Below are 25,352 nucleotides of genomic sequence, written 5' to 3'. Positions count from 1 at the left end.
TCAAGTTCATTTACTTGGCACTCGTACAGACGAGTGCTGCGCGCATGGGTGGTGGGCAATCGATCACGGTGAGACGCGTCCCTCTGACGGGCGAGACGCCCCATGGTCTGTTTTATAGGGGTATATGCCGCGCGGCGAGTTGACTTTACAGACTTGATCCAGTCTCATGGATCGTCGCGAGGCACCAGGGAGCGAGGCAGTGAATCCAACGGTCGGAATGCCTTATAACCTTAAATGACATACTGTTTTCCCTGATGTTCCCTGGGAGGGTCTATGCAAGCCAGTCTGGAGCAGAAGTACAATTTCGATGTTGTACGCTGGTTCACGATCATGGCCGTCGTCTACCTGGTGGTGGGGGCGTCCGTCGGGGTCTATATCGCGTCGGAACTGGCCTGGCCGTTCCTGAACTTCGATAGTCCCTATATCTCGTTCGGGCGCCTGCGTCCGGTGCATACCAACGCCGTCATCTTCGCCTTCGGCGGCTGTACCCTCATGGCCACCGCTTTCTACAGCGTCCAGCGCACCTGCGGCGTGCGGCTGTGGAGCGACAAGATGGCCCGCTTCACTTTTTGGGGCTGGAATGCGGTCATCGTGCTGGCGGTGCTGACGCTTCCCTTCGGCTTTACCCAGTCCAAGGAATACGCCGAGTTGGAATGGCCGATCGATATCCTGATCGCGGTCGTCTGGCTGTCCTTCACGATCAACTTCATCATGACCATCGCGACGCGCAAGTCGTCGCACATCTATGTGTCGAACTGGTTCTTCCTCGGCATGATGATCATGATCGTGTATCTGCATGTGGTGAACAGCCTCGCCATCCCGGTCGGATTGTTTAAGTCCTACTCCATCTTTTCCGGGGTGCAGGACGCCATGATCCAGTGGTGGTGGGGGCATAACGCGGTCGGTTTCTATCTGACCGCCGGTTTCCTCGGCATCATGTATTACTTCGTACCCAAGCAGGCCGGGCGCCCCATCTATTCCTACCGGCTTTCGGTCATCCATTTCTGGGCGCTGATGTTCGGCTATGTCTGGCTGGGCGCGCACCATCTGCAATACACGGCGCTGCCGGACTGGACCGGCTCGCTCGGCGCCGCCGTGTCGATCGCCATGATCATTCCCTCTTGGGGCGGGGCGGTGAACGGCATGATGACGCTTTCGGGCGCCTGGGACCGGCTGCGAACCGACTATGTGCTGCGCTTCCTGATCATCGCGCTGGCCTTCTACGCCATGTCCACCTTCGAGGGACCGGTGATGGCGCTCAAGACCGTCAATGCGCTCTCGCATTACACCGACTGGACCATCGGCCATGTCCACTCCGGCGCGCTGGGCTGGGTCGCGGGCGTTTCCATCGGGGCGATCTACCATCTGATGACGCGCCTCTATCACACCGAGATGTTCTCGGAGCGGCTGATCAACTTCCACTTCTGGACCGCGACCATCGGCACCGTTATCTACATCGTCGCCATGTGGGTTTCGGGGATCATGCAGGGTCTGATGTGGCGCGCCTACGACGAGTACGGCACTTTGGCCTATACCTTTGTCGAATCGGTCGACGCCATGCATCCCTATTACGCCATGCGCGCGATCGGCGGAGGCATCTTCCTGCTCGGCGCCGTGGTCATGCTCTTCAACGTGCTCATGACCGTTCGTAAATCCGCCGTCGAGGGCAGCCTGACCAAGGCGCGCGCACTCGCGGTCGCGGTCTGATTCCGGGGAGTAACGAGATGGCGAATTATCCGAAGACGAAGGTCAAGAGCTTTCAGGAATGGTTGGAAGTCAACATCTGGGGGCTGGTCATCGTCACTGGACTGGTCCTTTCGGTAGGCGGAATCGTGGAGATCGTCCCGCTTTTTTATATGAAGGATACCCACGAGCATGTGAAGTTCCCCGAGATCGTCTGGGATGGCGCCGGCAAGGAGGCGATCGCCGCGGTCGACGACGCCGGCAAGACGCAGTGGAACTGGAAGGCGGGCGACGGTGTGCGGCCCTACACCGCCGTCGAGCTGGCCGGGCGGGACATCTATCAGCGCGAGGGCTGCTATCTCTGTCATTCGCAGATGATCCGACCCTTCCGCGACGAAAAGGAACGCTACGGACATTACTCGCTGGCCTCGGAGTCCATGTTCGATCACCCCTTCCAATGGGGATCGAAGCGGACCGGTCCGGATCTGGCGCGGGTCGGCGGCAAGTACTCGGACGAATGGCAGCGCCAGCACCTGCGCGCCCCGCGCTCGCTGGTCCCGGAATCCGTCATGCCGGGCTACCCCTGGCTCGACGAAACCTATCTGAAAGGGAAGAAGATGCAGCGCCACATGCGCGGTCTGCGGACGGTCGGCGTCCCTTACTCGGATGCCGACATCGCCGCCGCGCCCGCGCTGGTCGAGGGCAAAACCGAGATGGACGCGCTGGTGAGCTATCTGCAGTCGCTTGGCACCATGGTCGCGCTCGATGATTCCAAGGTCTACCGTGAATAGCCTCCTTGAGTATTTCGACACCGACTGGCAGGCGATGACGCTCAACGACTGGATCGGCACGATCCTCACCGTCGTCATCTTCCTGCTGATGATCGTGGCCTATTTCCAAGTCTTTCGTCCCAAGAACCGGGAGCGTCTCGAAGCGCGCAAGCACATCCCGTTCGACGAGGACGACGACAACAGCGGAGACAGCGATGGCGGAAAATAACCCCTTTCCCGGCGAAAACAACACGGGACACATCTGGGACGACAATCTGCGCGAGTTGGAGAATCCGCCGCCGCACTGGTGGATGATGGGATTCTGGGCCTCGATCCTCTTCGTGGTCGGTTATACGATCCTTTATCCAAGCTGGCCAGTCGGCCAGGAACCGACGCCCGGCATCATGGGCTGGAGCCAGATCAAGGAGTACGAAAAAGGTCTGGAGCAGGTGGTGGCCATGCGCGCCCAGTTCGAGGATCGAATCGGCGGCATGACCGCTGACCAGATCATCGCCGATCCGGGCCTGAAGCAATATGCCGTGGCCTCCGCGAAGGTGCTCTTCGGCGACAACTGTTCCGCCTGTCATGGCAGCGGCGGCCAGGGGAATCCCGGCTATCCGGTGCTGGCCGACGACGATTGGCTCTATGGCGGCAAGACCGCCAAGATTGCCGAGACCATTAAGGGTGGGCGCCAGGGCGTGATGACGGCCCATCGCACCATTCTCACCGAGGCCGAGGTGGACACGCTGGCCAATTGGGTGGTGCAAATGAGCGAGACCGCCGGGAAAGGCGGCAGCGAGGAGGGTTGGAACCTGTTCAAGACGAAAGGCTGCACTGCCTGTCATGGCCAACAGGCCAACGGTGTGCTGGCCGAGCTTCCCAACGGCGATATCGTGACCATCGGCGCCGCGAATCTGACCGACGGTATCTGGCGTTTCGAGCCGGGCGGTTACGACAGCGCCAAGCATACGATTCTCAACGGCGTCAATCAGACCGGACTTGCGGAAACGCGCGACGCGGTGATGCCGGCCTTTGGAGGGCAGGGCAAGTTAAGCGAGCAGGACATCAAAAAGCTAGTGGTGTATGTCCATGAGTTGGGCGGCGGGAAATAGTCGACGCGCCTGTCTCTGCACAGGGCGGACGCGATGCGATTGAAGTGCCGCGATGCGGAGGCGAATAACCATAAATCCTGAGATCGGCCTCTGATTAACGTGGCGTTCAAGCCTGATGGGGGATCCTGCGATCCCCCTTTTTTTATGCTTTAAATCGACTGTAAATCAGATGTTTATATTGTTAAAAGACATAGTCAAAGCGCCTTTGTCAAGGTAATCTAATGATCGCCTGTCGCGTTGAACAGGGTTCAGTCTTAAAGATGGTGAAGTCGATGAGTTCTCCCGATGTACCGCCCACCGCCGTCGACGCACTCTATGAAGAAGCCGATCGCTGGCAGATCAACACCGGTGGTCAGACCATTCATGCCAAGCGGATCCCGGGGCGCTGGCGCACCATCAAATGGCTGACGGCCTCGGTCTGGCTGATCTACCTGCTGGGGCCTTATCTGCGATGGGAAGGCCGTCAGGCGGTGCTGTTCGATATCCCGAACCGCCAGTACCACCTCTTCTCCGCGACCGTCCTTCCGCAAGATTTTTGGATGCTCTCGCTCCTGCTGCTGTTCTTCGCGATCCTGCTGGCCGTCATGACCGCGCTGGTGGGGCGTGTCTGGTGCGGGTTTTTCTGTTTTCAGACGGTCTGGACGGACATCTTTACCTGGATCGAGGAGAAGCTGGAAGGACCGCCCCCGGCGCGCCGTAAGCTCGATCAGGCACCCATGAGTCTGGATAAGCTGCGCATCAAGTCCATCAAACACGCGCTCTGGATCCTGATCGGCTTCCTGACCGGTTTCAGCTTCGTCGCCTGGTTCACCGATGCGCCGACGCTCTGGCAGACCTTTTTCGTCGGTGAGGCGAACGGGACGGCCTATGTGACGGTCGCCCTATTCGCGGCAGGCACCTATGTCCTGGCGGGCTTTTTGCGCGAACAGACCTGCTTCTGGCTCTGTCCCTATGCACGCATTCAGGGGGTGATGCTGGACCGGACCACCATCGTCCCGACCTACGACGAGCAACGCGGCGAGCCGCGCGGTCGCGTCAAGCGCGGCGAGACCGAGGACCATCGCACCACCGGCGACTGTGTCGATTGCAATCAGTGCGTCGCGGTCTGCCCGACCGGGATCGATATCCGTGAGGGGCAGCAGGAGGGCTGCATCACCTGCGCGCTCTGTCTCGATGCCTGCGATCAGGTGATGGACAAGGTCGGGCGACCGCATGGCCTGATCCGCTACGCCTCGCTCGACGAACTCGAAGGGCGTCCGACCAAGGCATTGTTGATGCGGCCCCGTGTCTGGGTCTATGGCGCCATCCTGTTCGTGGCGATGGCGGGCATCGTATACGGATTTACGGCGCTGGCGCCCATCGAACTCAAGGCGCTGCATGAACGCGCCCCGCTCTTCGTCCTCTTGAGCGATGGCTCGATCCAGAACAAATACACGCTGAAGATCCTGAACAAGGTGCCCGAGACCCTGTCGGTGACGATCAGCGTCTCGGGGCGCGATGACATGACGCTGGTCGGTGCCGAGAAGCCCGTCATCGCCGAGCCGGGCGGGGTGACGCCAACGGTGGTCTTCGTCAGAATTCCCCGGCGCTCGCTCGTAGCGGAGCAACAGCCGGTTATTTTTCATGCCGAGGCGATACGTTCCTCCGGTGCTCGGATCGAGACCGAGCGCGAGAGCGTCTTCGTTGGTCCACGGCAATAAAGGTACAGATAAACATGACCACGCAAGCCAAATTGACGAACACCCCGGCCCTGCGCAATCCCTGGATCATCGGCTGGCTCGGGCTGGTGGCCACAGTGCTGATCGTGAATCTCATCATGGTCTATTTCGCGGTCTCCACCAATCCGGGGCTGGTGAACGCCGACTATTATGATCGCGGTCAGGATTACGAACAGACTCTGGTTTCGCGCCAGGCGCGCGATCCCAACTGGACCATGCGGGCCGATATCCCGAAGCCACTGCGGGTTGGCGAGCCTGATATGGTGCGGGTCGTTCTGGTCGACAAGGCGGGTCAGCCGGTCGATGCAGACGCGGTCACTTTTCATGCCTATCGCCCCTCGGACGCCGCGCGCGATTTCTCGCTGCCGATGACGCGCGAGGATCGCGGGCGCTATGCCGTCAAGGCCGCCTTCCCGCTGATCGGCGCCTGGGACACGCTGATCGCGGTGCAATCCGGCGCGGATGAGTACAGCATCGGCGAGCGGGTGACGGTGGACGGTCATTGACCGATCCGAGTGGCCATGACTGATCTGACACAGCTCTACCGGCAGGATTATTCCGAATGGGCGCGCCGGAACCGCGAACTGCTCCGCGCCGGGCGCTTCGCGGAACTGGACATCGAGCATTTACTGGAAGAACTCAGTGACATGGGGAAAAGCGAGCGCGACGAACTGGAAAGCCGCTTGCTGATTCTGCTCGCGCATCTGCTGAAATGGCAATATCAATACCGCTCGCTCGCTGACCGCTGGCGCGAATTCGATGGTCGAAGCTGGCGTGTGACCATCGTCGAACAACGGAAACGACTTGCCGTGCGTCTGCGCAAATCGCCCGGATTGAAGTCCGTGCTTGATGACGCCATTGCGACGGCCTATCCCGACGCATGCGATCTGGCGAGCAAGGAAACGGGTCTGCCAATGGACACCTTTCCACCGGCATGCCCGTATCGCAAAGAGCAAATTATGGACGACGATTATTACCCAGACTGACGTCAGCGACCGCTGTTTCCACTGCGGCCTACCGGTCACGCCATCCGCGCGCGTGATGGCGCCCATCGCCGGACAGGCGCGCGCCTTCTGCTGCACGGGCTGCCGGGCGGTGTGCGAGGCGATCCATGCCGCCGGTCTTGAGGGGTTTTACCGGCGCACCCCGGCGGGAGACGTGTTCGGCCCGCCGCCGGAGCCGCCGAAGAATCTCGCACTCTATGACCTGGACGCCATCCAGGAAGAGTTCACCGATGTCGCCTCGGAGGCCCGCGAGATCAATCTACTGGTCGAGGGTATCCACTGCGCGGCCTGTGTCTGGCTGATCGAGAAGGGGCTTGAAACCCTGCCCGGCGTGGAGGATGCGCGGGTCAATCTCACCGGGCGGCGGCTGCGCGTGCGCTGGGACAACGGGCGTCTGCAACTCTCGCGCATCCTCCAGCGGCTGGCCGACATCGGTTACGCCGCCGCCCCTTTCGATCCCGACTCCGCCGATGGCGCGTTAAGCCGCGAAAACAGGGGCCTGCTGTTTCGCATGGCCTGGGCCGGATTCGCGATGATGAATCTGCTGTGGATTTCCATCGCGCTCTACAGTGGCGCCGACCGGGGCGAGTTCCGCGAACTTTTCCACTGGATCGGCTTTCTGCTCGCCACGCCGACCATCCTCTACTCCGGCGCGCCGTTTTACCGTGGCGCCTGGTCGGGTCTGCGCGGCGGTCATTTGAGCATGGATCTGCCGATCGCCATCGGCGTGACCGTCACCTATCTGTATTCGCTCGCCGTCACCCTGGGAGAAACCTTCGGCGGCTCCCTCGGGGGACCAGGGATTGGCGCGGTCTACTGGGACACGGTCGTCAATTTTCTCTTCGTCATCCTGGTCGGACGCTATCTGGAGGCGATCTCGCGGCGGCGCGCGGTCGCCGCGACCCAGCGTCTGCTCGATCTCCAACCCAAGGTCGCGACCCGTCTCCGGGAGGGCGACGAGGCCGTGGTTCCGGTGCGTTCGCTCCAGATCGGCGAAACGGTGCTGGTGCGTCCCGGCGAACGTATCCCGGTCGATGGCGAGGTACTCAGCGGCCAGGCCAGCGTGGACGAGTCGATGCTGACCGGCGAGTCGCGCCCGACCTCCAAAACGCCGGGCGAACGGGTGTCGGCGGGGACGATTAACGGGGTTGGCGTCCTGACGGTGCGTATCACCGGTTTGCTGCGCGAGACCGCGCTCGGGCGGATCATCCGGCTGGTCGAAGATGCCCAGGCCAGCCGCGCGCCCATCCAGCGTCTGGCCGATCGCATCGTGCCATGGTTCGTGGCGGCGACGCTCGGGCTCGCGGGCCTGACCTTCATTTTCTGGATGCGCACGGATCTCGAATTCGCACTCATGGCCGCGACCGCGGTGCTCATCATCACCTGTCCCTGCGCCTTCGGCATGGCGACCCCGATGGCGATTGCCGTGGCCTCCGGGCGCGGCGCCGAACGCGGCATCCTCGTCAAGAATGGCGCGGTGCTCGAACGGCTATCCTCGATCCGGCATTTCGTGTTCGACAAGACCGGCACCCTGACCGAAGGCCGGCCGGTAGTGGTGGGCGCCTCGCTTCGCGTTCCGGGAGGGCGGACGTCCCGCCCGCTAGCGGGCGGGACGTCCGCCCTCCCAGCGACTCAGCCCGCCATCGCCTGGCGTGAGCTGGATTGGGGCGAGGAAATCGCTCCGACCCTCACCGAACGCGAGCATCGGTTGCTGCGCCAGCTCGGCGCGCTAGAGCGACTGTCCGAGCATCCGGCGGCGCTCGCCATCCTGGAACTCTGCGTGCGCGCCGGCATCGGTCTTTCCGGCGTGCCAGTCGATGAGGTGGAGGTCGCGCCTGGACTTGGGATCGGCGGGCGTGTCGAGGGGGCGCGGGTGATGATCGGTAGCCGGAATTGGCTGATGCGCAACGGCGTCGAACTGGCGCCAACGATGGACGATGAAGCGGGCCAGATCCATTGCGCCGTGGACGGCTGCGAGGTGCTCCGGTTGCACATTCAGGATCGGCTCCGACCGGGGGCTGTGTCCATCGTCGGACGCTTGCGCGCGCAGGGCATCCGCGTGACTCTGCTGACCGGCGATCGCCGCGCGGTCGCCGAGCGCATCGCCGCCCAGCTTGGCGATATCGACCTGATCGCCGAGGTTCTGCCCGAGGACAAGGACCGCGTGATCGCCGATCTCCAACGCCAGGGTCAGCGAGTCGCGATGGTCGGCGATGGCGTCAACGACGCCCCGGCCCTGGTGCGCGCCGATGTCGGTATCGCCATGGGCAGCGGCACCGATGTTTCCATCGCGAGCGCCGACATCGTGCTCATGTCCAGCGAACTGGAGCGGGTCGCCGAGGCGGCGGAACTCTCCCGGCGCACACTCCAGGCCATCCGCCAGAACATCGGCATCTCTATCCTCTACAATCTCGTCATGGTGCCGCTCGCCATGGCTGGGGTCATCACGCCGCTCATCGCGGCCGTCTCGATGCCGGTCAGCTCGCTGGCGGTGATCGGGAATTCGGCGCGGATACGTATTTTCCGCACAGACTCCTGAATCGATCAGTGCGCTTTGCTGACATAGAGGACCGATAATGGATGTGATCTACGGGCTGATTCCAGGCATGTTGATCCTTGGCATCGTGGCGGTTGCCGTCCTCTTCTGGGCCGCGCGCAGCGGTCAGTTCGACGACCTTGACGGCGACGGGCAGCGCATCCTGATGGACGAGGACGATCAGCGCCCATCGCAGGAGGCCGATCAGGAACAGGAACAGGAACAGGAAAAGTGACTCGATTGCCGTCTTGAAGGCGTCCTATCGTTGCTCCTGAAAGTCGTCAAGGGATCGTTTCCGCCGCCTTCTCTCCCCGGTCGCCGACTCGGGTGGCTGGCCGCGAACCAAGCGCGTCGGATGGCTATACTCCGCACGCTCAGCACCGATTGGAATATGCAGGAATATCGCACATGATCGAGATCGAATACATCGTGAAAGACAGCAACGGAATCGAACGCTTGCGCACCGCCGACAAGAAAGCCGCCGATGCCTATGATCGGATACTGGAGAATGCGGAACGTCTGGCGCGCATGCTGCGCGAGGATCAGGTTCTACCTCATCTACCCGACGCGGATTTGGAGGAGTTGACCATCTATCTGGCCCGCAATGCGCAGAACGTGGAGCGGGTATTGAAGGGCAGGGCGCCAGAACGCGACGCGGTCGCGGAGCCGCGATCCGTCGTTCGGGCGGATAATATCGCGCCGATCAAGGGGACTGGTTGAGTCCAGCCAATACGACTTGGGGCTGGCATTCCTGAAAGAGACGGTCGCCTCGCGCGTCGCTGGGGGGTACGGGGTGTCCCGGCCACCTTGGTGGTCGACGCCGCCGGTAATGTTGGAATCGATCTTCATCGAGCGGATGGCTGTGAATGAAGCGATTGGGTTGCGGCGGATATCCTGGACTTGTCTCGGAGGGCGATCAGTCGCGCGGCATCGCCTCCAGCGGCGAAGTGATCGTAACCGCTCCCATCGGTTGCGTATAACCCGCCATCCGGCAATCGACACGCCAGACCCGCTTTCGCCCGTATCCGTCCCACCGTCCGGATCGGACAATCCAGCCCGGCGCCCAACTCCCGAACCTCCCGAGCACGTTCGGCAGGAAGACAGAAGCAGAGTTCGTAATCGTCCCCGGAGGACAGCGGCAGCGACCAGTCGCCGGTTCGTGCCACGACATCGGCCACCGGCGGCGAGAGCGGCAAATGCACCAGATCCAGTTCCGCCCCCACCCCGGAGGCGGCCAGAATGTGACCCAGATCCCCAGCCAGCCCGTCCGAGAGATCGATCATGGCCGTCGCCAACCCGCGCAGCCGCAACCCCAGTTCGACCCTTGGAGTCGGATACTCCAGGCGGCGGCGCAGCGCGGGATCGACCGCCTCGCCCGCGAGCAAACCGCGCAGCGCCAGACCCGCGTCGCCCAGGGTGCCGCTTACGCAGACAAGATCGCCCGGACGGGCGCCATCGCGCCGTACCGCCGCGCCGACCGGCACATAGCCATGCACCTGCACCGTCACGCTCAATGGGCCGCGCGTGGTGTCGCCGCCGACCAGTCGGATTCCGTGCGTCTTCGAGAGTGCGGCGAAGCCGGCGCTAAAGGCACGGACCCAGGCTTGATCCGCTGACGGCAGCGTCAGGGCGAGCGTCGACCAGGCCGGCGCGGCGCCCATGGCGGCCAGGTCGCTGAGTCCCACGGCCAGCGATTTATGGCCGATGGCTTCTGGAGCGCAGTCGGGGAAAAAATGAATTCCGGCGGACAGCGTGTCGATACTGACGGCCAGGCACTGCCCCTCGGGCAGCGCGAGCAGTGCGCAATCGTCGCCGACACCCAAGGCCACATCCGCCCGCTTTGGGCCGATGTCGGTAAAAAAGGCGCGGATCAGATCGAATTCAGACACGAGGCAAGGCTGGCGGATGCGCGGCGACCCCAGAGTGGACTCTACGCATCGGAGGTCGGTTCCTCGCTGGCGGATGGCGTGGTTTGTAGCGGTTCCGACTTCATCGCCACGGCATGGTGGCGGGCGATTTTATCCAGCACGCCGTTGACATACCTGTGCCCCTCATGGGCACCAAGCAGTTTGGTCAACTCGATCGCCTCGTTGATGGCAACACGATTCGGAATACTGTCCGAGAACAGAATCTCGAAGGCGCCAAGACGCAGAATCGCGAGTTCGACCGGATCCACCTGGGTGATCGGACGATCCAGAAAGCGATCCAGTTGGGCGTCGATCTCCTTGATCCGCGCCGGTACGCCGGTCAGCAGTTGCTCCAGGAGTTCCAGATTGAACTTGAAACGCTGCTTGGGATCCGGCGTGGCATCGTCGTCGGCGCCGCTCAACGACATCGCGACGGCATCGAGCCATTCGGGATCGTCGAGCAGGTGGCGCTTGATCGACATCGGATCCTCGCCGGTCAGACGCCATTGATAGAGCGCGAGCGCGGCATAGCGGCGTGCCTGGCTGCGGGGGCTTACCTTGTCGGTGTTCGTCATTCGGTTAATCGAACTGTCTCAGTAGATCGGCCATTTCCAGGGCGGACATCGCCGCCTCGGCGCCCTTATTGCCGGCCTTGGTGCCGGAACGCTCGATCGCCTGTTCGATGCTGTCGACGGTCAGCACGCCGAAGGCGACCGGCAGACCGTATTTCAGACTGACCTGGGCCATGCCCTTGACGCATTCGCCGGCGACATACTCGAAATGCGGCGTGCCGCCACGGATCACCGCGCCTAGGGCCACGATCGCGTCATAGCCGCCCTTGGCGGCGATCCGCTCGATGGCGACCGGCATCTCGAAGGCGCCGGGGACGCGCACGACGGTTAGATTCTCATCGGCGACGCCATGACGCCGGAGCGTATCGATGGCGCCTTTCTCCAGGCTCTCCACCACGAAGCTGTTCCAGCGCGAGACCACCAGACAGAAGCGGGCGTTCTCGTCGGCGCGCAGCGCGCCTTCCACCACCTTGATACTCATAAATTGATTCCCTAAACGAATATTCTAGTCAAGCTGCCTGATTTTTGAGCAACGTATCTGGATCGAAATCGCTGAGTCCGAATTCCGCTTTTGTCGGTTCGTTCATTGATCACGCCCTCCAGTCAGAGGCTATCTGTGCGGCTGCTCCCTACAACGCAGAGACGAATCCCGTGCCAGACACGGTCAAACCGCATCTAAGCAGCCCTGCCACCCGTGTACTCGACCACTTCCAGATCGAACCCGGAAATGGCGTGCATCGACTTCGGCGCGCTCATCACCCGCATCTTGCGCACCCCGAGATCCGACAGAATCTGCGCGCCGATCCCATAGGTGCGCAGCTCGCGGCGATCCTGTTGACGGACGGGTACCAGATCGTCGCGGTCGTGCAATGTGAAATCCTTGAGACGCGCCAGCAGGTCGGCGGAACTGTCGCGATTGCGCAGCACCACGATCACGCCTTCGCCCGCCGCCGCCACCTGACGCATCACATCCCGCAGCGGCCAGCCGCAGGCGTTGTGCGAGGTCTCGAACAGATCGCAGAGCGTATTCTGAAGATGCACCCGGACCAGCGTCGGGCGCTCTGGGCTGATGTCGCCCAGGGTCAGGGCCAGATGAATCTCGTTGTCGATACTGTCACGGTAGGCGACCAGACGAAAGGTCGCCTCGGCAGTCGGCAGTTCGCACTCGCATTCGCGCAGCACGGCCTTCTCGTGGCGAACGCGGTATTGAATCAGGTCGGCGATGGTTCCGATCTTAATGCCGTGGGTGCGGGCGAAGATCTCCAAGTCCGGGCGACGGGCCATGGTACCGTCTTCGTTCAGGATCTCGACGATCGCCGCCGCCGGGCTGAACCCGGCCAGTCGCGCCAGATCGCAGCCGGCCTCGGTGTGTCCGGCGCGCACCAGCACCCCGCCCGGCTGGGCCATGAGCGGAAAGATATGGCCGGGCTGGACCAGATCCCGGGAGCTCGCGTCGGGCGCCACCGCGGCACGGATGGTGACCGCACGGTCGGCGGCTGAAATCCCGGTGGTGACGCCGCGCGCGGCCTCGATGGACACCGTGAAGGCGGTTGAATGCGTCGCCTGATTGTCGCTGACCATCAGCGGCAGACGCAGTTGCTCGCAGCGTTCCTTGGTCAGGGTCAGACAGATCAGACCGCGTCCATACTTGGCCATGAAGTTGACCGCCTCGGCGGTGACGCAATCGGCCGCGAGCAGCAGATCGCCCTCGTTTTCGCGATCCTCGTCGTCCATGATCACGACCATGCGACCCTGGCGCAAATCCTCGATGATTTCCTCGGTGCTGTTGATGCGGCTACTGCTCATGGCCTGGATGTCTTCGTATGGGAAAAGCCCGTTAGACTAACAAAAAAGGCTGAGTTCATCCGTTGACAAAACCGTGCTCCGCGAGAAACTCAAGCGTCACTCCGGATGAGGTTGGCGTGGCGGCGCGCTCGCCCAACAGGAGTCGCTCCAGATAGCGGGCGATCAGATCGACCTCCAGGTTGACGCGGGTGCCCGTCCGATAACCGCCGATAATGGTCTCCCGGATGGTGTGCGGAACGATGTTCAACTCGAAGACCGCGCCATCGACCCGATTGACGGTCAAGCTGACGCCATCGACGCAGATGGAGCCCTTCTGGGCGATATAGCGAGCCAGTTCGTCGGGGGCCTGGATGCGCAGGCGCCAGGAGCGGGCGTCCTCGTGACGTTCCAGCAGAACCCCGACCCCATCGACATGACCGCTGACCAGATGTCCGCCGAGCGGCGTCGAGAGCGTCAGCGCCTTTTCCAGATTGACCCGGCCGCCGGGGCCAAGCGCGCCCAGGGTGGTCAAGGAGAGCGATTCGCGCGAGACATCGGCGGAGAAGCCCCGGCCGGTCAGCTCCACGGCGGTCAGACAGACCCCGTTGACGGCGATACTGTCGCCGATCGCCACCTCGGCGAGCGGCAGCTTGCCGGTGTCGATCGTCAGCCGGACATCGCCGCCGCGTGGCTCAAGGCGCTGGATCTGGCCGATGGATTGAATGATTCCGGTAAACATGATGTTTCAACCCTCGTGTGTCATGACCGGCCGCGCCCGAACCCGCAGATCGACCCCAACCCGCCGCACATCGACGATCTCCAGCGTCATCCGCTCGGCCATCGTCGTGACCCCCGGCAGATGAAATAACCCCATCCCGGCGTCGCCCATCAAATGCGGCGCCTGATAGAGCACGATCTCGTCGATCAGCCCGGCGGCCAGCATGGATCCGGCCAGGGTTGCGCCGGTTTCCAGCAGCAATTCGTTGACTTCCCGGCGCGCCAGCTCGCCCATCAGCGCCTCCAGATCCACTCGCCCCGCGCGTTGCGGACAGCGATACACCAAGGCGCCGGCGGCCACGAGCGCGTCCATCCGCGCGGGCGCGTCGTCCACGCCCACCACCAGCGTCTCGCCGGGCAGCGTCAGCATCCGCGCCTGCAACGGCATGCGCCAATGACTGTCGACCACGATCCGCAGCGGTTGACGGGGCGGGACGCCCGGCTCCGGTTTCAGTTCCAGATTCAACTCCAGTTCCATCTCCATCCGATCCAGCGGATCCAGTTCTGGCACCTCGTCCGCCGACAGACGCACGTTCAGGCTCGGATCGTCCGCGAGCACCGTGCCGATCCCGGTCAGAATGGCCGAACTCGCGGCGCGCCAGAGCTGCACTTCGCGTCGCGATGCCGTCGAGCTGATCCATTGGCTCTCGCCGCTGGCCATGGCCGTGCGACCGTCCAAGCTCGCCGCCAGTTTGCAGCGGACGAAGGGCCGACCCTGCTCCATGCGTTTGATGAAACCAGGATTCAACGCCCGTGCCTGTTCCTCCAGCACGCCGGTTTTCACCTCGATGCCCGCCTCGCGCAGCATGGCGATCCCCTTGCCGGCGACCAGCGGATTCGGGTCCGCCATGGCGCAGACCACCCGCGTTACGCCCGCCGCGATGAGCGCGTCCGTGCAGGGCGGCGTGCGGCCATGATGACAGCAGGGCTCCAGGGTCACATAGGCCGTTGCCCCGCGCGCGGACTCGCCCGCCTGGGCCAGCGCGTTGCGCTCGGCGTGCGGCTCGCCGGCGCGGCGATGCCAGCCCTGGCCGACCGGCAGACCGTCGCGCACCAGCACGCAGCCCACGCACGGATTGGGGTCGGCGCTATAACGCCCCCGTTTGGCCAGATGGATCGCCTCCGCCATGGCGAATTCATCGGAGACCCGCCGCGCGCCTGAGTCCGCCGTGTCGTTCATTCGGCGTTGGACTCCAGTTCCTTGAGCAGATCCATCTGATGACGATTGGCCTCGGGCGAGGGTTGACGTTCGAGCCGTTCGATCTCCTCGCGGAAGGCGGCCACGTCCTCGAATTTCCGATAGACCGAGGCGAAGCGCACATAGGCGACCTGATCGAGCTGGCGCAATTCGTCCATGACCAGCTCGCCGATCCGCAACGAGGGCACCTCGCTCTCGCCGCTCGACATCAAGCGCCGTTGGATATGCGACATGGCAGTGTCGATCTGCTCGGTGCTGACGGGGCGTTTCTCCAGCGCCCGCATGATCCCGGAGCGCAGCTTGCGGCCGTCGAAGGGGACGCGACTGCCATCGCGTTTGACGATGCGCGGCAGATTGAGTTCGGCGGATTCGTAGGTCGTGAACCGTTCCTTGCACACCACGCATTTGCGCCGCCGACGCACCTGATCGCCCTCGCCCGACAGGCGCGAGTCGACGACCTTGGTATCCTGGGCACCGCAGAAGGGACAGCGCATGAGTGATTGGTCAGTGGTTAGCCGTCAGCGCTCGTAGACCGGAAAACGCTTGCAGAGATCCAGCACCTTGTCCTTGACGGCCGCGATGGCGCCTGGCTCGCCCCGTGCATCGATCAGATCGCACATCCAGCCGGCCAGCGCGCGTGCCTCGTCGGCGCCGAAACCGCGCGTGGTGATGGCCGGCGTCCCGACGCGAATCCCGCTGGTCACGAAGGGCGATTGCGGATCGTTGGGGACGGCATTCTTGTTGACCGTGATATTGGCCGCGCCCAGCCAGGCGTCCACGTCCTTGCCGGTCAAACCCTGATGGATGAAGCTCACCAGGAACAGATGATCGTCGGTGCCACCCGAGACGACATCATAGCCACGGGCGAGGAAGACCTCGGCCATGATCCGCGCGTTGCGCACCACCTGTTCCTGATAGATCTTGAATCCAGGCTCCAGCGCCTCCTTGAAGGCCACCGCCTTGGCGGCGATCACATGCATCAGCGGACCGCCCTGGATGCCGGGAAAGACCACTGAGTTGAGTTTTTTCTCGATCTCGGGGTTGGCCTTCGCCAGGATCAAACCGCCACGCGGACCGCGCAGGGTCTTGTGGGTGGTGGTGGTGGTCACATCGGCGATCTGGACCGGGCTCGGGTAGACTCCGGCGGCCACGAGTCCGGCGACATGCGCCATGTCGACCAGCAGAAACGCGCCCACGCTGTCGGCGATATCGCGGAAACGCTGCCAGTCGACGATGCGCGAATAGGCGGAAAAGCCGGCGATGACCATGCGCGGCTTGTGCTCATGGGCCAGACGCTCGACCTCGTCGTAGTCGATCTCGCCGGTTTCCGGATTCAGGCCGTACTGAACGGCGTGATAGAGCTTGCCGGAGAAATTCGGCTTGGCCCCGTGGGTCAGATGCCCGCCGTGCGCCAGACTCATGCCAAGCACGGTGTCGCCCGCGTTGCAGAGCGCGAGGAAGACGGCGGCATTGGCCTGCGAGCCGGAATGCGGCTGAACATTGGCGTAAGCGGCGCCGAACAGTTGCTTGGCGCGGTCGATGGCGAGCTGTTCGGCCACGTCGACATGCTCGCAGCCGCCGTAATAACGCTTGCCTGGATAGCCTTCGGCGTATTTGTTGGTCAGCACGCCGCCCTGCGCCTGCATCACGCGCGGGCTGGCGTAATTCTCGGAGGCGATGAGTTCGACATGCTCTTCCTGCCGACGCTCCTCGTCCTGGATGGCGGCCCAGAGTTCCGGATCGTAATCGCTGATCTGTAGGGTTTTCTCGAACATTTTCACGGTCCCGGTCATGCAAAGCGAAGTATTTTAGCGATTTCGCGCGCCCGCGTCGCCGATTAAACCGCGTCCGGCAGGGATCGCGAGGTTTGCGCACCTGTGGCGATTTCTGGATGAAGGAACGCCGTTCGCTTTACAATAGTGGCCTGCATTGTAATTTCGCGGTATACGCACCTCGCGCGCGCCCATCCGCCCTCACTCCCCGGACCCGCCGCCATGACCGAGACCATCCACAACGTCGATCACGCCGAGATCAGCAAGTTCGAGGAACTCGCCTCGCGCTGGTGGGATCCGCACAGCGAATTCAAAACGCTGCACGACATCAATCCGCTGCGCCTGGACTATATCGAGCGGGGCGCGGGCGGGCTGGCCGATAAGCGCGTCCTGGATGTCGGCTGCGGCGGCGGCATCCTATCCGAGAGCATGGCGTTGCGCGGCGCGCAAGTCACCGGCATCGACATGGGCGCCATGCCGCTGCGGGTGGCCGAGCTGCATACCCTGGAGAGCGGCGTCGAGGTCGACTACCGGCGCGTCACGGTCGAGGCCCTGGCCGAGGAGCAGCCGGAGAGTTTCGAGGTCGTGACCTGCATGGAGATGCTGGAGCATGTGCCGCATCCGGCCTCGGTGGTGGATGCCTGCGCCCGACTGGTGCGACCGGGCGGCAAGGTGTTTTTCTCCACCCTCAACCGCAACCCGAAAGCCTTCCTGATGGCGGTCATCGGCGCGGAATATGTCATGGGCATGCTGCCGCGCGGCACCCATGACTATGCGCGCTTCATCCGTCCCTCGGAGCTGGACGCCTGGGTCCGTCCCACCGAGCTGCGCACCGTCGATCTGATGGGCATGACCTATCAACCCTTGACGCGCACCTACCGCCTCGACCCGCGCAATCTGGACGTGAATTATCTCGTGACCTGCGTGCGCGAACCGCATGCCTGACCTGCCTGTGCCGCGAGACGGCGCCGTGCTGTTCGATCTGGACGGCACCTTCGCCGACACCGCGCCCGACATGGCCGCCGCGCTGAACCGACTGCTCGCCCGCCATGGCCGAGCGCCGCTGCCGTTCGCGCGGGTGCGGCCCTACGTCTCCCACGGCGGACGGGGCATGCTGCGGATCGGTTTCGGTCTGGGGCCGGAGGATCCGGACTACGAGCCGCTGCGCCTGGAATTCATGGAGATTTACGCGGCGGCGCTGGTCCAGGATACGGTGCCTTTCCCCGGCATCGTCGAACTGATCGACACCCTGGAGCGGCGTGGCATCTCTTGGGGCATTGTCACCAACAAACCCGCCTGGCTGACCGATCCGCTCATGGGACTGCTCGGTCTGCGCGAGCGCGCCGGCTGCGTGGTCAGCGGCGACACCGCCGCGCGTCCCAAGCCGTCACCTGACCCCCTGTTTCATGCCTGCGATCTGCTGCGGGTCGATCCGCGGCGCTGTTGGTATGTGGGCGACGCCGAGCGCGACATTCAGGCGGGTCTGGCCGCCGGCATGGGCACGCTGGTCGCGCTGTTCGGGTATCTTGGCGCCGACGACGCGCCTGATCGTTGGGGCGCGCATGGGCTGATCGAGCATCCGCTCGATGTGCTCGACTGGCTGCCGGGGAAATGACGTTTTCCAAGGGAAAACAGTCAAAACGAATTTCGTCTACTGTGAATTGAGAGGGCAAGAGTCACGATGCGCACGCATTACTGTGGAGAGTTGAACGGCAGTCACGATGGTCAGGAGGTCGTGCTGTGCGGCTGGGTCCAGCGGCGGCGTGACCACGGCGGCGTGATCTTCATCGATCTGCGCGATCGCGAGGGTTTGGTGCAGGTGGTGTTCGACCCGGACCGCGCCGAGGTGTTCGCCCGCGCCGAGCAGGTGCGCAGCGAATACGTGCTCAAGATTACGGGCCGGGTGCGTCCGCGTCCGGCGGGCACCGTCAACGCGGACCTGCCGACCGGCGCCATCGAGATCCTGGGGCTGGATCTGGAGGTGCTGAACGCCTCCGAGACCCCGCCGATCCAGCTCGACACCCATGCCGCCGACGCCTCCGAGGAACTGCGTCTGCGTTACCGTTATCTGGATCTGCGCCGCCCGGAGATGCAGTCGCGTCTGCGCACGCGCGCCCAGGTGACCCGGATGCTGCGCGGTTTCCTGGACAGTCACGGCTTCCTGGACATCGAGACGCCTATCCTCACCAAGTCCACGCCCGAGGGCGCGCGCGATTATCTGGTCCCCAGCCGCACCCATCCGGGCGAGTTCTTCGCGCTGCCCCAATCGCCGCAGTTGTTCAAGCAACTGCTGATGATGTCGGGTCTGGACCGCTATTATCAGGTCGCCCGCTGCTTCCGCGACGAGGATTTGCGCGCCGACCGTCAGCCCGAATTCACCCAGCTCGATATCGAAGTCTCCTTCATGACCGAGGATGAGCTGATGGTCCTGATGGAGTCCATGATCCGCGATCTCTTTCGCGCGGTCAGCGGGGTCGATCTCCCCGATCCCTTCCCGCGTCTGACCTACCATGAGGCCATGCGCCGCTTTGGCTCGGATCGTCCGGACCTGCGCGTGCCGCTGGAACTGATCGATGTCGCCGACCTGATGGCCGAGGTCGATTTCAAGGTCTTCGCCGGTCCCGCGCAGGATCCGGACGGGCGCGTCGTGGCGCTGCGTCTGCCCAAGGGCGGCGAGCTGTCGCGCAAGGAGATCGATGCCTACACTCAGTTCGTCGGCATCTATGGGGCCAAGGGGCTGGCCTATATCAAGGTCAACGAGTGGGCCGCGAAGGGCCGCGAGGGCTTGCAGTCGCCGATCGTCAAGAACCTGCCCGACGCCGCGCTGAACGGTATCATGGCGCGCACCGGCGCCGAGGATGGCGATCTCATCTTCTTCGGCGCCGACAAGGCGACCGTGGTCAACGAATCCATCGGCGCGCTGCGCGTGAAACTGGGGCAGGAGCGCGGGCTGATGGCCGAGGGCTGGCGCCCGGTCTGGGTCGTCGACTTTCCGATGTTCGAGCACGATCCCGCCAACCAGCGCTGGGTCGCGCTGCATCACCCCTTTACCGCGCCCAAAGAGGATCAGCTCGACCGGCTGGAAACGGACCCCGGCGCCTGTCTGTCGCGCGCCTATGACATGGTACTGAACGGCACCGAGATCGGTGGCGGCTCCATCCGTATTCATCGCGACGCCGTCCAGCGCAGCGTCTTCAAGCTGCTGGCGATCGGCGACGAGCAGGCCGAGGACCGTTTCGGCTTCCTGCTGCGGGCGCTCAAGTTCGGCTGTCCGCCGCATGGCGGCATCGCCTTCGGACTGGATCGACTGGTGATGCTGATGACCGGTGCGACCTCGATCCGCGATGTCATGGCCTTCCCCAAGACCCAGAGCGCCGCCTGTCCGCTGACCGACGCCCCGTCGGCGGTCGACGAGGCGCAACTCAAGGAATTGGCGTTGCGCATCCGGCTGCGTCCCTGAGCCTGTTTCCCGGCATGATTCCAGAGGACGAGACAGCGCGTGCCATGCCCCCTGAAGCCTTGAAGCGTCCGCAGTCCGTGCTGGTCGTCATCTGTACCCGTGGCGGCGAGTTCCTGTTACTGCGGCGCGTCCGCCCGGCGGCCTTTTGGCAGTCGGTGACGGGGAGTCTGGAGCCTGGCGAGTCGCCCCGGCTCGCCGCCGCGCGCGAGGTGCGCGAGGAGACCGGGCTGCGGGTGGGCGGGGCGCTGATCGATCTGCGTCATTCGGCGCTGTTCCCGATCATCGCGGCCTGGCGTAGGCGGTACGCGCCCAATGTCTGTTTCAATCGCGAATACTGGTTCGCCCTGGTGCTGGAAACCCGGCGTCTCATCGAGCTGAACCCGCGCGAGCATCTGGAATACCGCTGGCTTTCGGCCGAGGCCGCGGCCCGGCTCACCGGATCCTGGACCAATCGCGACGCCATCCGGGCGCTGGCCTGCTCGCTCGGATAAGTCAGATCAGGTCGGGAGTCGCCGGCGGAGTGGGGGAGGTCGGTACGATCCCGACCTCGTCGCCGTCATGCAGTTTGGTGAAGGGTTCGCTGAACTGCTTGTTGATCGTTACCCGAACTCGCCCAGCCTCGAACAGCACCGCCGCGCCGCGTTTGCGCGACCCGAGCCAGCGTATCAGCGACGCGATATCCCCGACCTCCGCCGGAACCGTCAACTCCTCGGATTCCTTGCGCAGCTTGTGGGCCAGCCAGGCGAAATAGAGCAGCCGGATGCGTTTCTCGCCCTGTTCCGGCTCGGCCCGTCGGTAGCCGATCTGTTCCAGTTTCGCGAGATAATCCGACCAGTTGCGCGCTTTCTCCTGCCCAAGCCGGTAGAGCGTGTCCCACGAATAGATGCCGGTGTCGTGTCCGTCATCGAAGAGGATGCGCACGGCGTACTGACCCTGAGGCTCGATCGCGAGGATGTTGACGGTTTCCTTGCCCGTGACCGGCCGGTTCAGGGTGCGCACCTCGGCGGCCCGCGAAAAGACCCGAAGATATTCGCAGGGCAAATCGAACGAGGCGCCGTCATCGAAGACGATGGTGAGCAGACGCGACTTGGCGTGGAGGTTGATCTCGGTGGGATGGCGCTGGCTGGGTTGTTCGGTCATGAGCGGATGTCGCTAGCGTTCCAGGAATTTGGCGTTCCCGGACATTATGACCTGGATGCGCCGGTCGTGACATCCGGATTTCGGTCACAGTTTCAGTCCAAGAATCAGGTCCATCACATTGGTGCCGGTCGGTCCGGTGTCGATCAAATCGCCGCTCGACTCCAGCAGACGCCCCGCATCGGCGCGCTCCAGACAGTCCAGCGCGTCGAGGCCCGCCAGTTGCGCGCGCCCGAGGGTTCCGCCGTCGACCAGGGCGCCGGCATCGTCCGTGGGCCCGTCGGTCCCATCGGTGCCCGCGCTCAGCAGCAGACAGTCGGCCCGGCCCGCGAGTTCGACCGCCGCCGCCAGGGCCAGGTGCTGGTTGCGCCCGCCACGTCCAGGCGATTCCGGCAAACGCACGGTCGTCTCTCCGCCCCAGATATGCAGACCGGACGGACCTTTCATCAGGGTGTGGGCCAGCGCGCGACCGCGCTCGGCGGCATCGCCCTGAACGAGTGACTCGTGTCGATACGCCGTTACGCCTTCCCGCCGGGCGGCCTCCAGCGCCGCGCTCATGGCGGTTGCCAGGGTGGCGACCAATTCCATGGTGGGTGGGCGGTCGGGCGAAGTCGCCGGAGTCAGGCGGTCGGAGCTGGCGCGCTCGGTCAATCCATGCCGGACCCAGTCCGCCAGCCAGTCGGGGAGATCCAGATGACGCGCCCGCCGCGCCAGATCCGGCTCGGGCGTCAACAGACCCGAGCCGATGACGCCAGGACGGTCGCCGGGCACATCGGAGATCGCCAGTTGCCGAAGCGGTCGGTCGGCGACGAGTCCCAGCAACCCGCCAGCCTTGATCCGCGAGACCGATTTACGGACCAGATTCATCTCATCAATGGGCAGTCCGCTGCCGAGCAGCCAGCGATTCAGGCGTTGTAGATCCGCAAGATCGAACCCCGCAACCGGCACCTCGACCAGACTCGACGCACCGCCCGAGAGCAGAAAGAGCAGGGTGGCGTCGGGCGGCGCCTCCCGGAGCGCGGCGAGCAGGCGCGCGCCCGCGTCCAGACTGGCGGCGGTGGGGATCGGATGGCCGCCGACCAGGGACTCGATTCCAAGACAGCCGAGCCGGGACTGGCTCAGATGCCCGGATTTGGTGATCAGCAATCCGCCAGAACCGGTCGCGCCCAGGCTGTCGCACGCGCCCAGCGCCATCGACTCTGCCGCCTTGCCGATGGCGCAGAGCCAGACCGGTCCGGCGATCGGTCGGGCGGCCAGCGCGCGACGCACCGCCGCGCGGCCCTCGACCGACTGGAGCGCTACGGCCAGGATCCGCGCGAGCCGTTGGCGTGACTCGATTCGGTCAGTCATGCGACATTGCCTGTCTCTCGCCGGGCTTCTTAATTTTTTGGGGATTGATCCATTTCAATGCGTTTTCTGTCGGGAAGAGTTCTAAGCTAAAGGTGCGTCCAGTGTGCTTTGCGTTTTTTTTGAGCGATCGGCCAGGTCGGCACGAACGCCTGGTGATCGGAGCAAATGCGGTTATGGGTGTCATCGGGCAGGCGGAGCCCGACTATCCTTTCCGCGCATCACATCCATGTCAGTCTAGGGACAGCGTCAACGGGTTCCATCCGAGAACCTAATAACGAGTGATCCAGCATGAACCTCTGCCCCAAATGCAACCCCCCGGCCTGGACCTTTGCCGTCATATTCATCCTGACCAGCGTCATCGCCTTCGTCACCTGGTTGATGCTCGGTCTGTCCATGACCTCGCTCCTGCCGCGCGCCGGCATCACGAGCGTCGTCTTCCTCGCCGTTGGCGCCACGTTCGTTCACTATGTCATGAGTTGCATCAAACGGCACTGTCGGCATGACGAGCAGTCGGCGCGGGCGTAACTGCCCGGACACGCCCGCGCGCGGCAGGGGCCATCGGAGAATCTCAGGCGGACCAGAGCGGCCCTTCTTCCATGGCCGCGATCTGTTCGCGCAGTTGCAGGATATGGTTCTGCCAATAATGCTGGTTGCCGAACCAGGTGAAGGCCGCCGGAAAGGCCGGATCCTCCCAGCGGCGGGCGAGCCAGGCGGCATGGTGAATGATGCGTAGGGTGCGTAGCGCCTCGATCAGATGCAGCTCGCGCGGGTCGAATTCCTGAAAATCCTCGTAACCGGCCAGCACGTCGGCAAGCTGACGGCTCATCTCGCCGCGCTCGCCCGAGAGCAGCATCCACAGATCCTGCACCGCCGGCCCCATGCGGGCGTCGTCGAAGTCGACGAAGTGCGGTCCGGCGTCGGTCCAGAGCAGATTGCCGAGATGACAGTCGCCGTGCAGCCGGATGGATTGGACCGAACCGGCGCGCGCATAGCAGGCCCGCACGCCCTGAAGCGCCTGATCGACCACGCTGGCATAGGCGGGCAGCAGGTCGCTCGGAATCCAGTCGTTGGCCAGCAGAAAATCGCGCGGTTCGGTGCCGAAACTGTCGATGTCGAGGGTCGGACGATGCGCGAAGGGCGCGATGGCCCCGACGGCATGGATGCGTCCGATGAAGCGTCCGATCCATTCCAGCACCGTCGCGTCTTCCAACTCCGGCGTGCGTCCGCCCCGGCGCGGGGTCAGCGAGAAGCGGTGGCCGCCGAATGCATGCAGGGTGCGACCCGCGATGATCGACGGCGGGACGGCCGGAATTTCGTGTTCGGCCAGGGTCAGGGTGAAGGCATGCTCCTCCAGGATGGCCTCGTCGCTCCAGCGTTCCGGTCGGTAGAACTTGGCGATGACCGGCGTGGATTCATCGAGACCGACCTGATAGACCCGGTTTTCATAGCTGTTCAGCGCCAGCAGACGCCCATCGGTCAGGAGTCCGAGACTCTCCACCGCATCGAGCACGAGATCCGGGGTGAGATTGGCATAGGGGGTTGGATTGGATGTGGTCATGACTGGATTCTATACCTCGCCCCCGTGGTTTGTCCGACCCGCGCGGATCCGTTAAGAATTGCGCCGCGACCGGCGGGCGGGCATGATGCATCGGGTTTCCCGGCGGCCGCATTCGCGAGGCAACGACGCTTATGCATGGATTTTCGCGCCTACACCACATCCTGTTCCTCGTGCTGCTGGGATGCGCCGCAACGCCCGCGTCCGCCGCGCCCCTGCGCTTCTTCGCCACTGGCGACGCGCCCTATGCGCCAGCCGAAATGCCGCAGTTACAACGGCTGTTCGTGGCCGCGATCGTCCAGTGGACGCCGTTTCTGGTCCATCTTGGCGACATCAAAAGTGGCAGCACGCCCTGCGCCGACAATGGATATCGCGAGGACGACCCGGCCGCGATGGACGAGTTCAAACGACGCGATAAGGTCAACCGCGCCGCCTTGCGTCGCGCGGCTCGTTTGGCCAACGAGCGAGGCGCGCGGGCAATGGTGCTGCTGTTCCACGCCGATCCGTTCTTTCACATGAACCGTTCACCGCGCGGCTTTGCCGCGACAAGACGCGCGCTGGTACGGCTGATGGCGGAGTATGCGGGGCCGGTCCTGCTGATTCATGGCGACACGCATGGTTTCAAGCATGACCGACCCCTGATCGATCCCGGCACCGGATTGCCCTTCCCGCGTTTCGTCAGGGCCGAGGTGCCGGGCTCGCCCGTCGTCGGCGGCATCTGGGTCAGCGTCGACCCGGACGCGGACGAGCCCTTCGCGGTCGAGGAGGTGTATCCACTGTCCCTGGATGTTCTGGAGAAGTGAAACGCCAGCCGTCGATTTCGGGGGCGAGACAGGCGTATTTTTATATAATGATCCGAGTTGCCGCCCTGGCGGAACCGGTTGCCGCCGAGCGGCGGATTCTTCGTCCATCCGTTGTGCGGCAGCAGAGACTCGCAACCTTTGTAAACTCCGACGGTTCACGACATGGATTCATGCTGGCGCGCTTCCTTCGATATCTGTTTCGCGAAAAATCCG

Annotated in this window: 27 protein-coding genes; 16 read left to right on the top strand and 11 right to left on the bottom strand. The window is 63.8% G+C overall.

From position 1 onward, the window contains the following. The first annotated feature begins 273 nt into the window (after positions 1-273). The 10 genes from ccoN (at position 274) to THIVI_RS05065 (ending at position 9,543) form a co-directional block, all read left to right on the top strand. On the top strand, positions 274-1,707 hold the full coding sequence (gene ccoN, locus THIVI_RS05110) for a cytochrome-c oxidase, cbb3-type subunit I (protein WP_014777563.1): 1,434 nt from the start codon (positions 274-276) through the stop codon (positions 1,705-1,707). A gap of 17 nt (positions 1,708-1,724) precedes the next feature. Further along, positions 1,725-2,474 (top strand): cytochrome-c oxidase, cbb3-type subunit II, encoded by a 750-nt coding sequence (ccoO, locus tag THIVI_RS05105; RefSeq protein WP_014777562.1) that lies wholly within the window; start codon positions 1,725-1,727, stop codon positions 2,472-2,474. After that, complete coding sequence (locus THIVI_RS05100; RefSeq protein ID WP_014777561.1) at positions 2,467-2,682, top strand: CcoQ/FixQ family Cbb3-type cytochrome c oxidase assembly chaperone; 216 nt, start codon at positions 2,467-2,469, stop codon at positions 2,680-2,682. The genes ccoO and THIVI_RS05100 overlap by 8 nt, the downstream gene beginning before the upstream one ends. Further along, positions 2,669-3,565: a cytochrome-c oxidase, cbb3-type subunit III gene (gene ccoP, locus THIVI_RS05095; RefSeq protein ID WP_014777560.1), complete on the top strand. Its 897-nt coding sequence runs from the start codon at positions 2,669-2,671 to the stop codon at positions 3,563-3,565. The genes THIVI_RS05100 and ccoP overlap by 14 nt, the downstream gene beginning before the upstream one ends. Positions 3,566-3,837: 272 nt before the next feature. Continuing rightward, positions 3,838-5,265 carry a cytochrome c oxidase accessory protein CcoG gene (gene ccoG, locus THIVI_RS05090; RefSeq protein WP_041447314.1) on the top strand — a complete coding sequence of 476 codons (1,428 nt, stop codon included), beginning with the start codon at positions 3,838-3,840 and terminating at the stop codon, positions 5,263-5,265. A 14-nt stretch (positions 5,266-5,279) separates the two neighbouring features. Further along, the gene (locus tag THIVI_RS05085) at positions 5,280-5,789 is read left to right on the top strand and encodes a FixH family protein (RefSeq protein ID WP_014777558.1); all 510 of its coding nucleotides are present in this window, start codon (positions 5,280-5,282) and stop codon (positions 5,787-5,789) included. Positions 5,790-5,804: 15 nt separating this feature from the next. Then, positions 5,805-6,269, top strand: a complete 465-nt coding sequence (locus THIVI_RS05080; RefSeq protein WP_014777557.1) for a DUF29 domain-containing protein — start codon at positions 5,805-5,807, stop codon at positions 6,267-6,269. Then, the gene (locus THIVI_RS05075; RefSeq protein WP_041447313.1) at positions 6,253-8,826 is read left to right on the top strand and encodes a heavy metal translocating P-type ATPase; all 2,574 of its coding nucleotides are present in this window, start codon (positions 6,253-6,255) and stop codon (positions 8,824-8,826) included. The genes THIVI_RS05080 and THIVI_RS05075 overlap by 17 nt, the downstream gene beginning before the upstream one ends. A 37-nt stretch (positions 8,827-8,863) precedes the next feature. After that, positions 8,864-9,058 (top strand): cbb3-type cytochrome oxidase assembly protein CcoS, encoded by a 195-nt coding sequence (gene ccoS / locus THIVI_RS05070; protein WP_014777555.1) that lies wholly within the window; start codon positions 8,864-8,866, stop codon positions 9,056-9,058. 173 nt (positions 9,059-9,231) lie between these two features. Further along, on the top strand, positions 9,232-9,543 hold the full coding sequence (locus THIVI_RS05065; RefSeq protein WP_014777554.1) for a YebG family protein: 312 nt from the start codon (positions 9,232-9,234) through the stop codon (positions 9,541-9,543). 125 nt (positions 9,544-9,668) lie between these two features. Here the strand turns inward: THIVI_RS05065 and thiL are convergent, their stop codons facing one another. From thiL to glyA, 8 genes are all read right to left on the bottom strand, one after another. Then, positions 9,669-10,712, bottom strand: coding sequence for a thiamine-phosphate kinase (gene thiL / locus THIVI_RS05060; RefSeq protein WP_014777553.1), 1,044 nt, complete (start codon positions 10,710-10,712; stop codon positions 9,669-9,671). Positions 10,713-10,753: 41 nt separating this feature from the next. Beyond that, positions 10,754-11,305, bottom strand: a complete 552-nt coding sequence (gene nusB, locus THIVI_RS05055) for a transcription antitermination factor NusB (protein ID WP_014777552.1) — start codon at positions 11,303-11,305, stop codon at positions 10,754-10,756. Positions 11,306-11,309: 4 nt separating this feature from the next. After that, positions 11,310-11,783, bottom strand: coding sequence for a 6,7-dimethyl-8-ribityllumazine synthase (gene ribH, locus THIVI_RS05050; RefSeq protein WP_014777551.1), 474 nt, complete (start codon positions 11,781-11,783; stop codon positions 11,310-11,312). A gap of 194 nt (positions 11,784-11,977) precedes the next feature. Continuing rightward, entirely contained in the window at positions 11,978-13,108 is a 1,131-nt protein-coding gene (ribBA, locus tag THIVI_RS05045) for a bifunctional 3,4-dihydroxy-2-butanone-4-phosphate synthase/GTP cyclohydrolase II (protein ID WP_014777550.1), read from the bottom strand. Between the two features lie 55 nt (positions 13,109-13,163). After that, positions 13,164-13,826 (bottom strand): riboflavin synthase, encoded by a 663-nt coding sequence (locus tag THIVI_RS05040; protein ID WP_014777549.1) that lies wholly within the window; start codon positions 13,824-13,826, stop codon positions 13,164-13,166. Positions 13,827-13,832: 6 nt separating this feature from the next. Then, positions 13,833-15,044, bottom strand: coding sequence for a bifunctional diaminohydroxyphosphoribosylaminopyrimidine deaminase/5-amino-6-(5-phosphoribosylamino)uracil reductase RibD (gene ribD / locus THIVI_RS05035; protein ID WP_014777548.1), 1,212 nt, complete (start codon positions 15,042-15,044; stop codon positions 13,833-13,835). Next, positions 15,041-15,556 (bottom strand): transcriptional regulator NrdR, encoded by a 516-nt coding sequence (gene nrdR / locus THIVI_RS05030; protein WP_014777547.1) that lies wholly within the window; start codon positions 15,554-15,556, stop codon positions 15,041-15,043. Before nrdR ends, ribD begins: the two co-directional genes overlap by 4 nt. A 24-nt stretch (positions 15,557-15,580) precedes the next feature. After that, a complete protein-coding gene (gene glyA, locus THIVI_RS05025) occupies positions 15,581-16,837 on the bottom strand; it encodes a serine hydroxymethyltransferase (RefSeq protein ID WP_014777546.1) in 1,257 nt (418 codons plus the stop codon). Between the two features lie 219 nt (positions 16,838-17,056). On the opposite strand from glyA, the gene ubiG reads away from it, so the two are divergent. The 4 genes from ubiG (at position 17,057) to nudB (ending at position 20,785) form a co-directional block, all read left to right on the top strand. Further along, the gene (ubiG, locus tag THIVI_RS05020) at positions 17,057-17,779 is read left to right on the top strand and encodes a bifunctional 2-polyprenyl-6-hydroxyphenol methylase/3-demethylubiquinol 3-O-methyltransferase UbiG (RefSeq protein WP_014777545.1); all 723 of its coding nucleotides are present in this window, start codon (positions 17,057-17,059) and stop codon (positions 17,777-17,779) included. Continuing rightward, positions 17,772-18,449, top strand: coding sequence for an HAD family hydrolase (locus THIVI_RS05015; protein WP_041446835.1), 678 nt, complete (start codon positions 17,772-17,774; stop codon positions 18,447-18,449). The genes ubiG and THIVI_RS05015 overlap by 8 nt, the downstream gene beginning before the upstream one ends. A gap of 66 nt (positions 18,450-18,515) precedes the next feature. Next, entirely contained in the window at positions 18,516-20,294 is a 1,779-nt protein-coding gene (gene aspS, locus THIVI_RS05010) for an aspartate--tRNA ligase (RefSeq protein WP_014777543.1), read from the top strand. Positions 20,295-20,338: 44 nt separating this feature from the next. Then, a complete protein-coding gene (nudB, locus tag THIVI_RS05005) occupies positions 20,339-20,785 on the top strand; it encodes a dihydroneopterin triphosphate diphosphatase (protein WP_014777542.1) in 447 nt (148 codons plus the stop codon). A gap of 1 nt (position 20,786) precedes the next feature. Here the strand turns inward: nudB and THIVI_RS05000 are convergent, their stop codons facing one another. After that, the gene (locus THIVI_RS05000; protein ID WP_014777541.1) at positions 20,787-21,434 is read right to left on the bottom strand and encodes a gamma-butyrobetaine hydroxylase-like domain-containing protein; all 648 of its coding nucleotides are present in this window, start codon (positions 21,432-21,434) and stop codon (positions 20,787-20,789) included. Positions 21,435-21,518: 84 nt separating this feature from the next. After that, the gene (locus THIVI_RS04995) at positions 21,519-22,781 is read right to left on the bottom strand and encodes a glycerate kinase type-2 family protein (protein ID WP_014777540.1); all 1,263 of its coding nucleotides are present in this window, start codon (positions 22,779-22,781) and stop codon (positions 21,519-21,521) included. 288 nt (positions 22,782-23,069) lie between these two features. Here THIVI_RS04995 and THIVI_RS04990 point away from each other — a divergent pair, with 288 nt between their 5' ends. After that, on the top strand, positions 23,070-23,306 hold the full coding sequence (locus THIVI_RS04990; protein ID WP_014777539.1) for a hypothetical protein: 237 nt from the start codon (positions 23,070-23,072) through the stop codon (positions 23,304-23,306). Between the two features lie 43 nt (positions 23,307-23,349). On the opposite strand, the gene THIVI_RS04985 is transcribed toward THIVI_RS04990, so the two are convergent. Then, the gene (locus THIVI_RS04985) at positions 23,350-24,339 is read right to left on the bottom strand and encodes a serine/threonine protein kinase (RefSeq protein ID WP_014777538.1); all 990 of its coding nucleotides are present in this window, start codon (positions 24,337-24,339) and stop codon (positions 23,350-23,352) included. 131 nt (positions 24,340-24,470) lie between these two features. On the opposite strand from THIVI_RS04985, the gene THIVI_RS04980 reads away from it, so the two are divergent. Next, on the top strand, positions 24,471-25,139 hold the full coding sequence (locus THIVI_RS04980) for a hypothetical protein (RefSeq protein WP_014777537.1): 669 nt from the start codon (positions 24,471-24,473) through the stop codon (positions 25,137-25,139). The last annotated feature ends 213 nt before the right edge of the window (positions 25,140-25,352 follow it).

Source organism: Thiocystis violascens DSM 198 (assembly GCF_000227745.2).
In the GTDB taxonomy this organism is placed as follows: Bacteria; Pseudomonadota; Gammaproteobacteria; order Chromatiales; family Chromatiaceae; genus Chromatium; species Chromatium violascens.
This window is presented reverse-complemented; position numbering and strand designations above follow the sequence as displayed.

What these genes read in the sequence shown, in the direction of transcription:
- ccoN (WP_014777563.1), top strand. Translation starts at nt 274, where the DNA reads ATGCAAGCCAGTCTGGAGCAGAAGTACAATTTCGATGTTGTACGCTGG.
- ccoO (WP_014777562.1), top strand. Translation starts at nt 1,725, where the DNA reads ATGGCGAATTATCCGAAGACGAAGGTCAAGAGCTTTCAGGAATGGTTG.
- ccoP (WP_014777560.1), top strand. Translation starts at nt 2,669, where the DNA reads ATGGCGGAAAATAACCCCTTTCCCGGCGAAAACAACACGGGACACATC.
- ccoG (WP_041447314.1), top strand. Translation starts at nt 3,838, where the DNA reads ATGAGTTCTCCCGATGTACCGCCCACCGCCGTCGACGCACTCTATGAA.
- THIVI_RS05085 (WP_014777558.1), top strand. Translation starts at nt 5,280, where the DNA reads ATGACCACGCAAGCCAAATTGACGAACACCCCGGCCCTGCGCAATCCC.
- THIVI_RS05080 (WP_014777557.1), top strand. Translation starts at nt 5,805, where the DNA reads ATGACTGATCTGACACAGCTCTACCGGCAGGATTATTCCGAATGGGCG.
- ccoS (WP_014777555.1), top strand. Translation starts at nt 8,864, where the DNA reads ATGGATGTGATCTACGGGCTGATTCCAGGCATGTTGATCCTTGGCATC.
- THIVI_RS05065 (WP_014777554.1), top strand. Translation starts at nt 9,232, where the DNA reads ATGATCGAGATCGAATACATCGTGAAAGACAGCAACGGAATCGAACGC.
- nusB (WP_014777552.1), bottom strand. Translation starts at nt 11,305, where the DNA reads ATGACGAACACCGACAAGGTAAGCCCCCGCAGCCAGGCACGCCGCTAT.
- ribH (WP_014777551.1), bottom strand. Translation starts at nt 11,783, where the DNA reads ATGAGTATCAAGGTGGTGGAAGGCGCGCTGCGCGCCGACGAGAACGCC.
- ribBA (WP_014777550.1), bottom strand. Translation starts at nt 13,108, where the DNA reads ATGAGCAGTAGCCGCATCAACAGCACCGAGGAAATCATCGAGGATTTG.
- THIVI_RS05040 (WP_014777549.1), bottom strand. Translation starts at nt 13,826, where the DNA reads ATGTTTACCGGAATCATTCAATCCATCGGCCAGATCCAGCGCCTTGAG.
- ribD (WP_014777548.1), bottom strand. Translation starts at nt 15,044, where the DNA reads ATGAACGACACGGCGGACTCAGGCGCGCGGCGGGTCTCCGATGAATTC.
- nrdR (WP_014777547.1), bottom strand. Translation starts at nt 15,556, where the DNA reads ATGCGCTGTCCCTTCTGCGGTGCCCAGGATACCAAGGTCGTCGACTCG.
- glyA (WP_014777546.1), bottom strand. Translation starts at nt 16,837, where the DNA reads ATGTTCGAGAAAACCCTACAGATCAGCGATTACGATCCGGAACTCTGG.
- ubiG (WP_014777545.1), top strand. Translation starts at nt 17,057, where the DNA reads ATGACCGAGACCATCCACAACGTCGATCACGCCGAGATCAGCAAGTTC.
- THIVI_RS05015 (WP_041446835.1), top strand. Translation starts at nt 17,772, where the DNA reads ATGCCTGACCTGCCTGTGCCGCGAGACGGCGCCGTGCTGTTCGATCTG.
- aspS (WP_014777543.1), top strand. Translation starts at nt 18,516, where the DNA reads ATGCGCACGCATTACTGTGGAGAGTTGAACGGCAGTCACGATGGTCAG.
- nudB (WP_014777542.1), top strand. Translation starts at nt 20,339, where the DNA reads ATGCCCCCTGAAGCCTTGAAGCGTCCGCAGTCCGTGCTGGTCGTCATC.
- THIVI_RS05000 (WP_014777541.1), bottom strand. Translation starts at nt 21,434, where the DNA reads ATGACCGAACAACCCAGCCAGCGCCATCCCACCGAGATCAACCTCCAC.
- THIVI_RS04995 (WP_014777540.1), bottom strand. Translation starts at nt 22,781, where the DNA reads ATGACTGACCGAATCGAGTCACGCCAACGGCTCGCGCGGATCCTGGCC.
- THIVI_RS04990 (WP_014777539.1), top strand. Translation starts at nt 23,070, where the DNA reads ATGAACCTCTGCCCCAAATGCAACCCCCCGGCCTGGACCTTTGCCGTC.
- THIVI_RS04985 (WP_014777538.1), bottom strand. Translation starts at nt 24,339, where the DNA reads ATGACCACATCCAATCCAACCCCCTATGCCAATCTCACCCCGGATCTC.
- THIVI_RS04980 (WP_014777537.1), top strand. Translation starts at nt 24,471, where the DNA reads ATGCATGGATTTTCGCGCCTACACCACATCCTGTTCCTCGTGCTGCTG.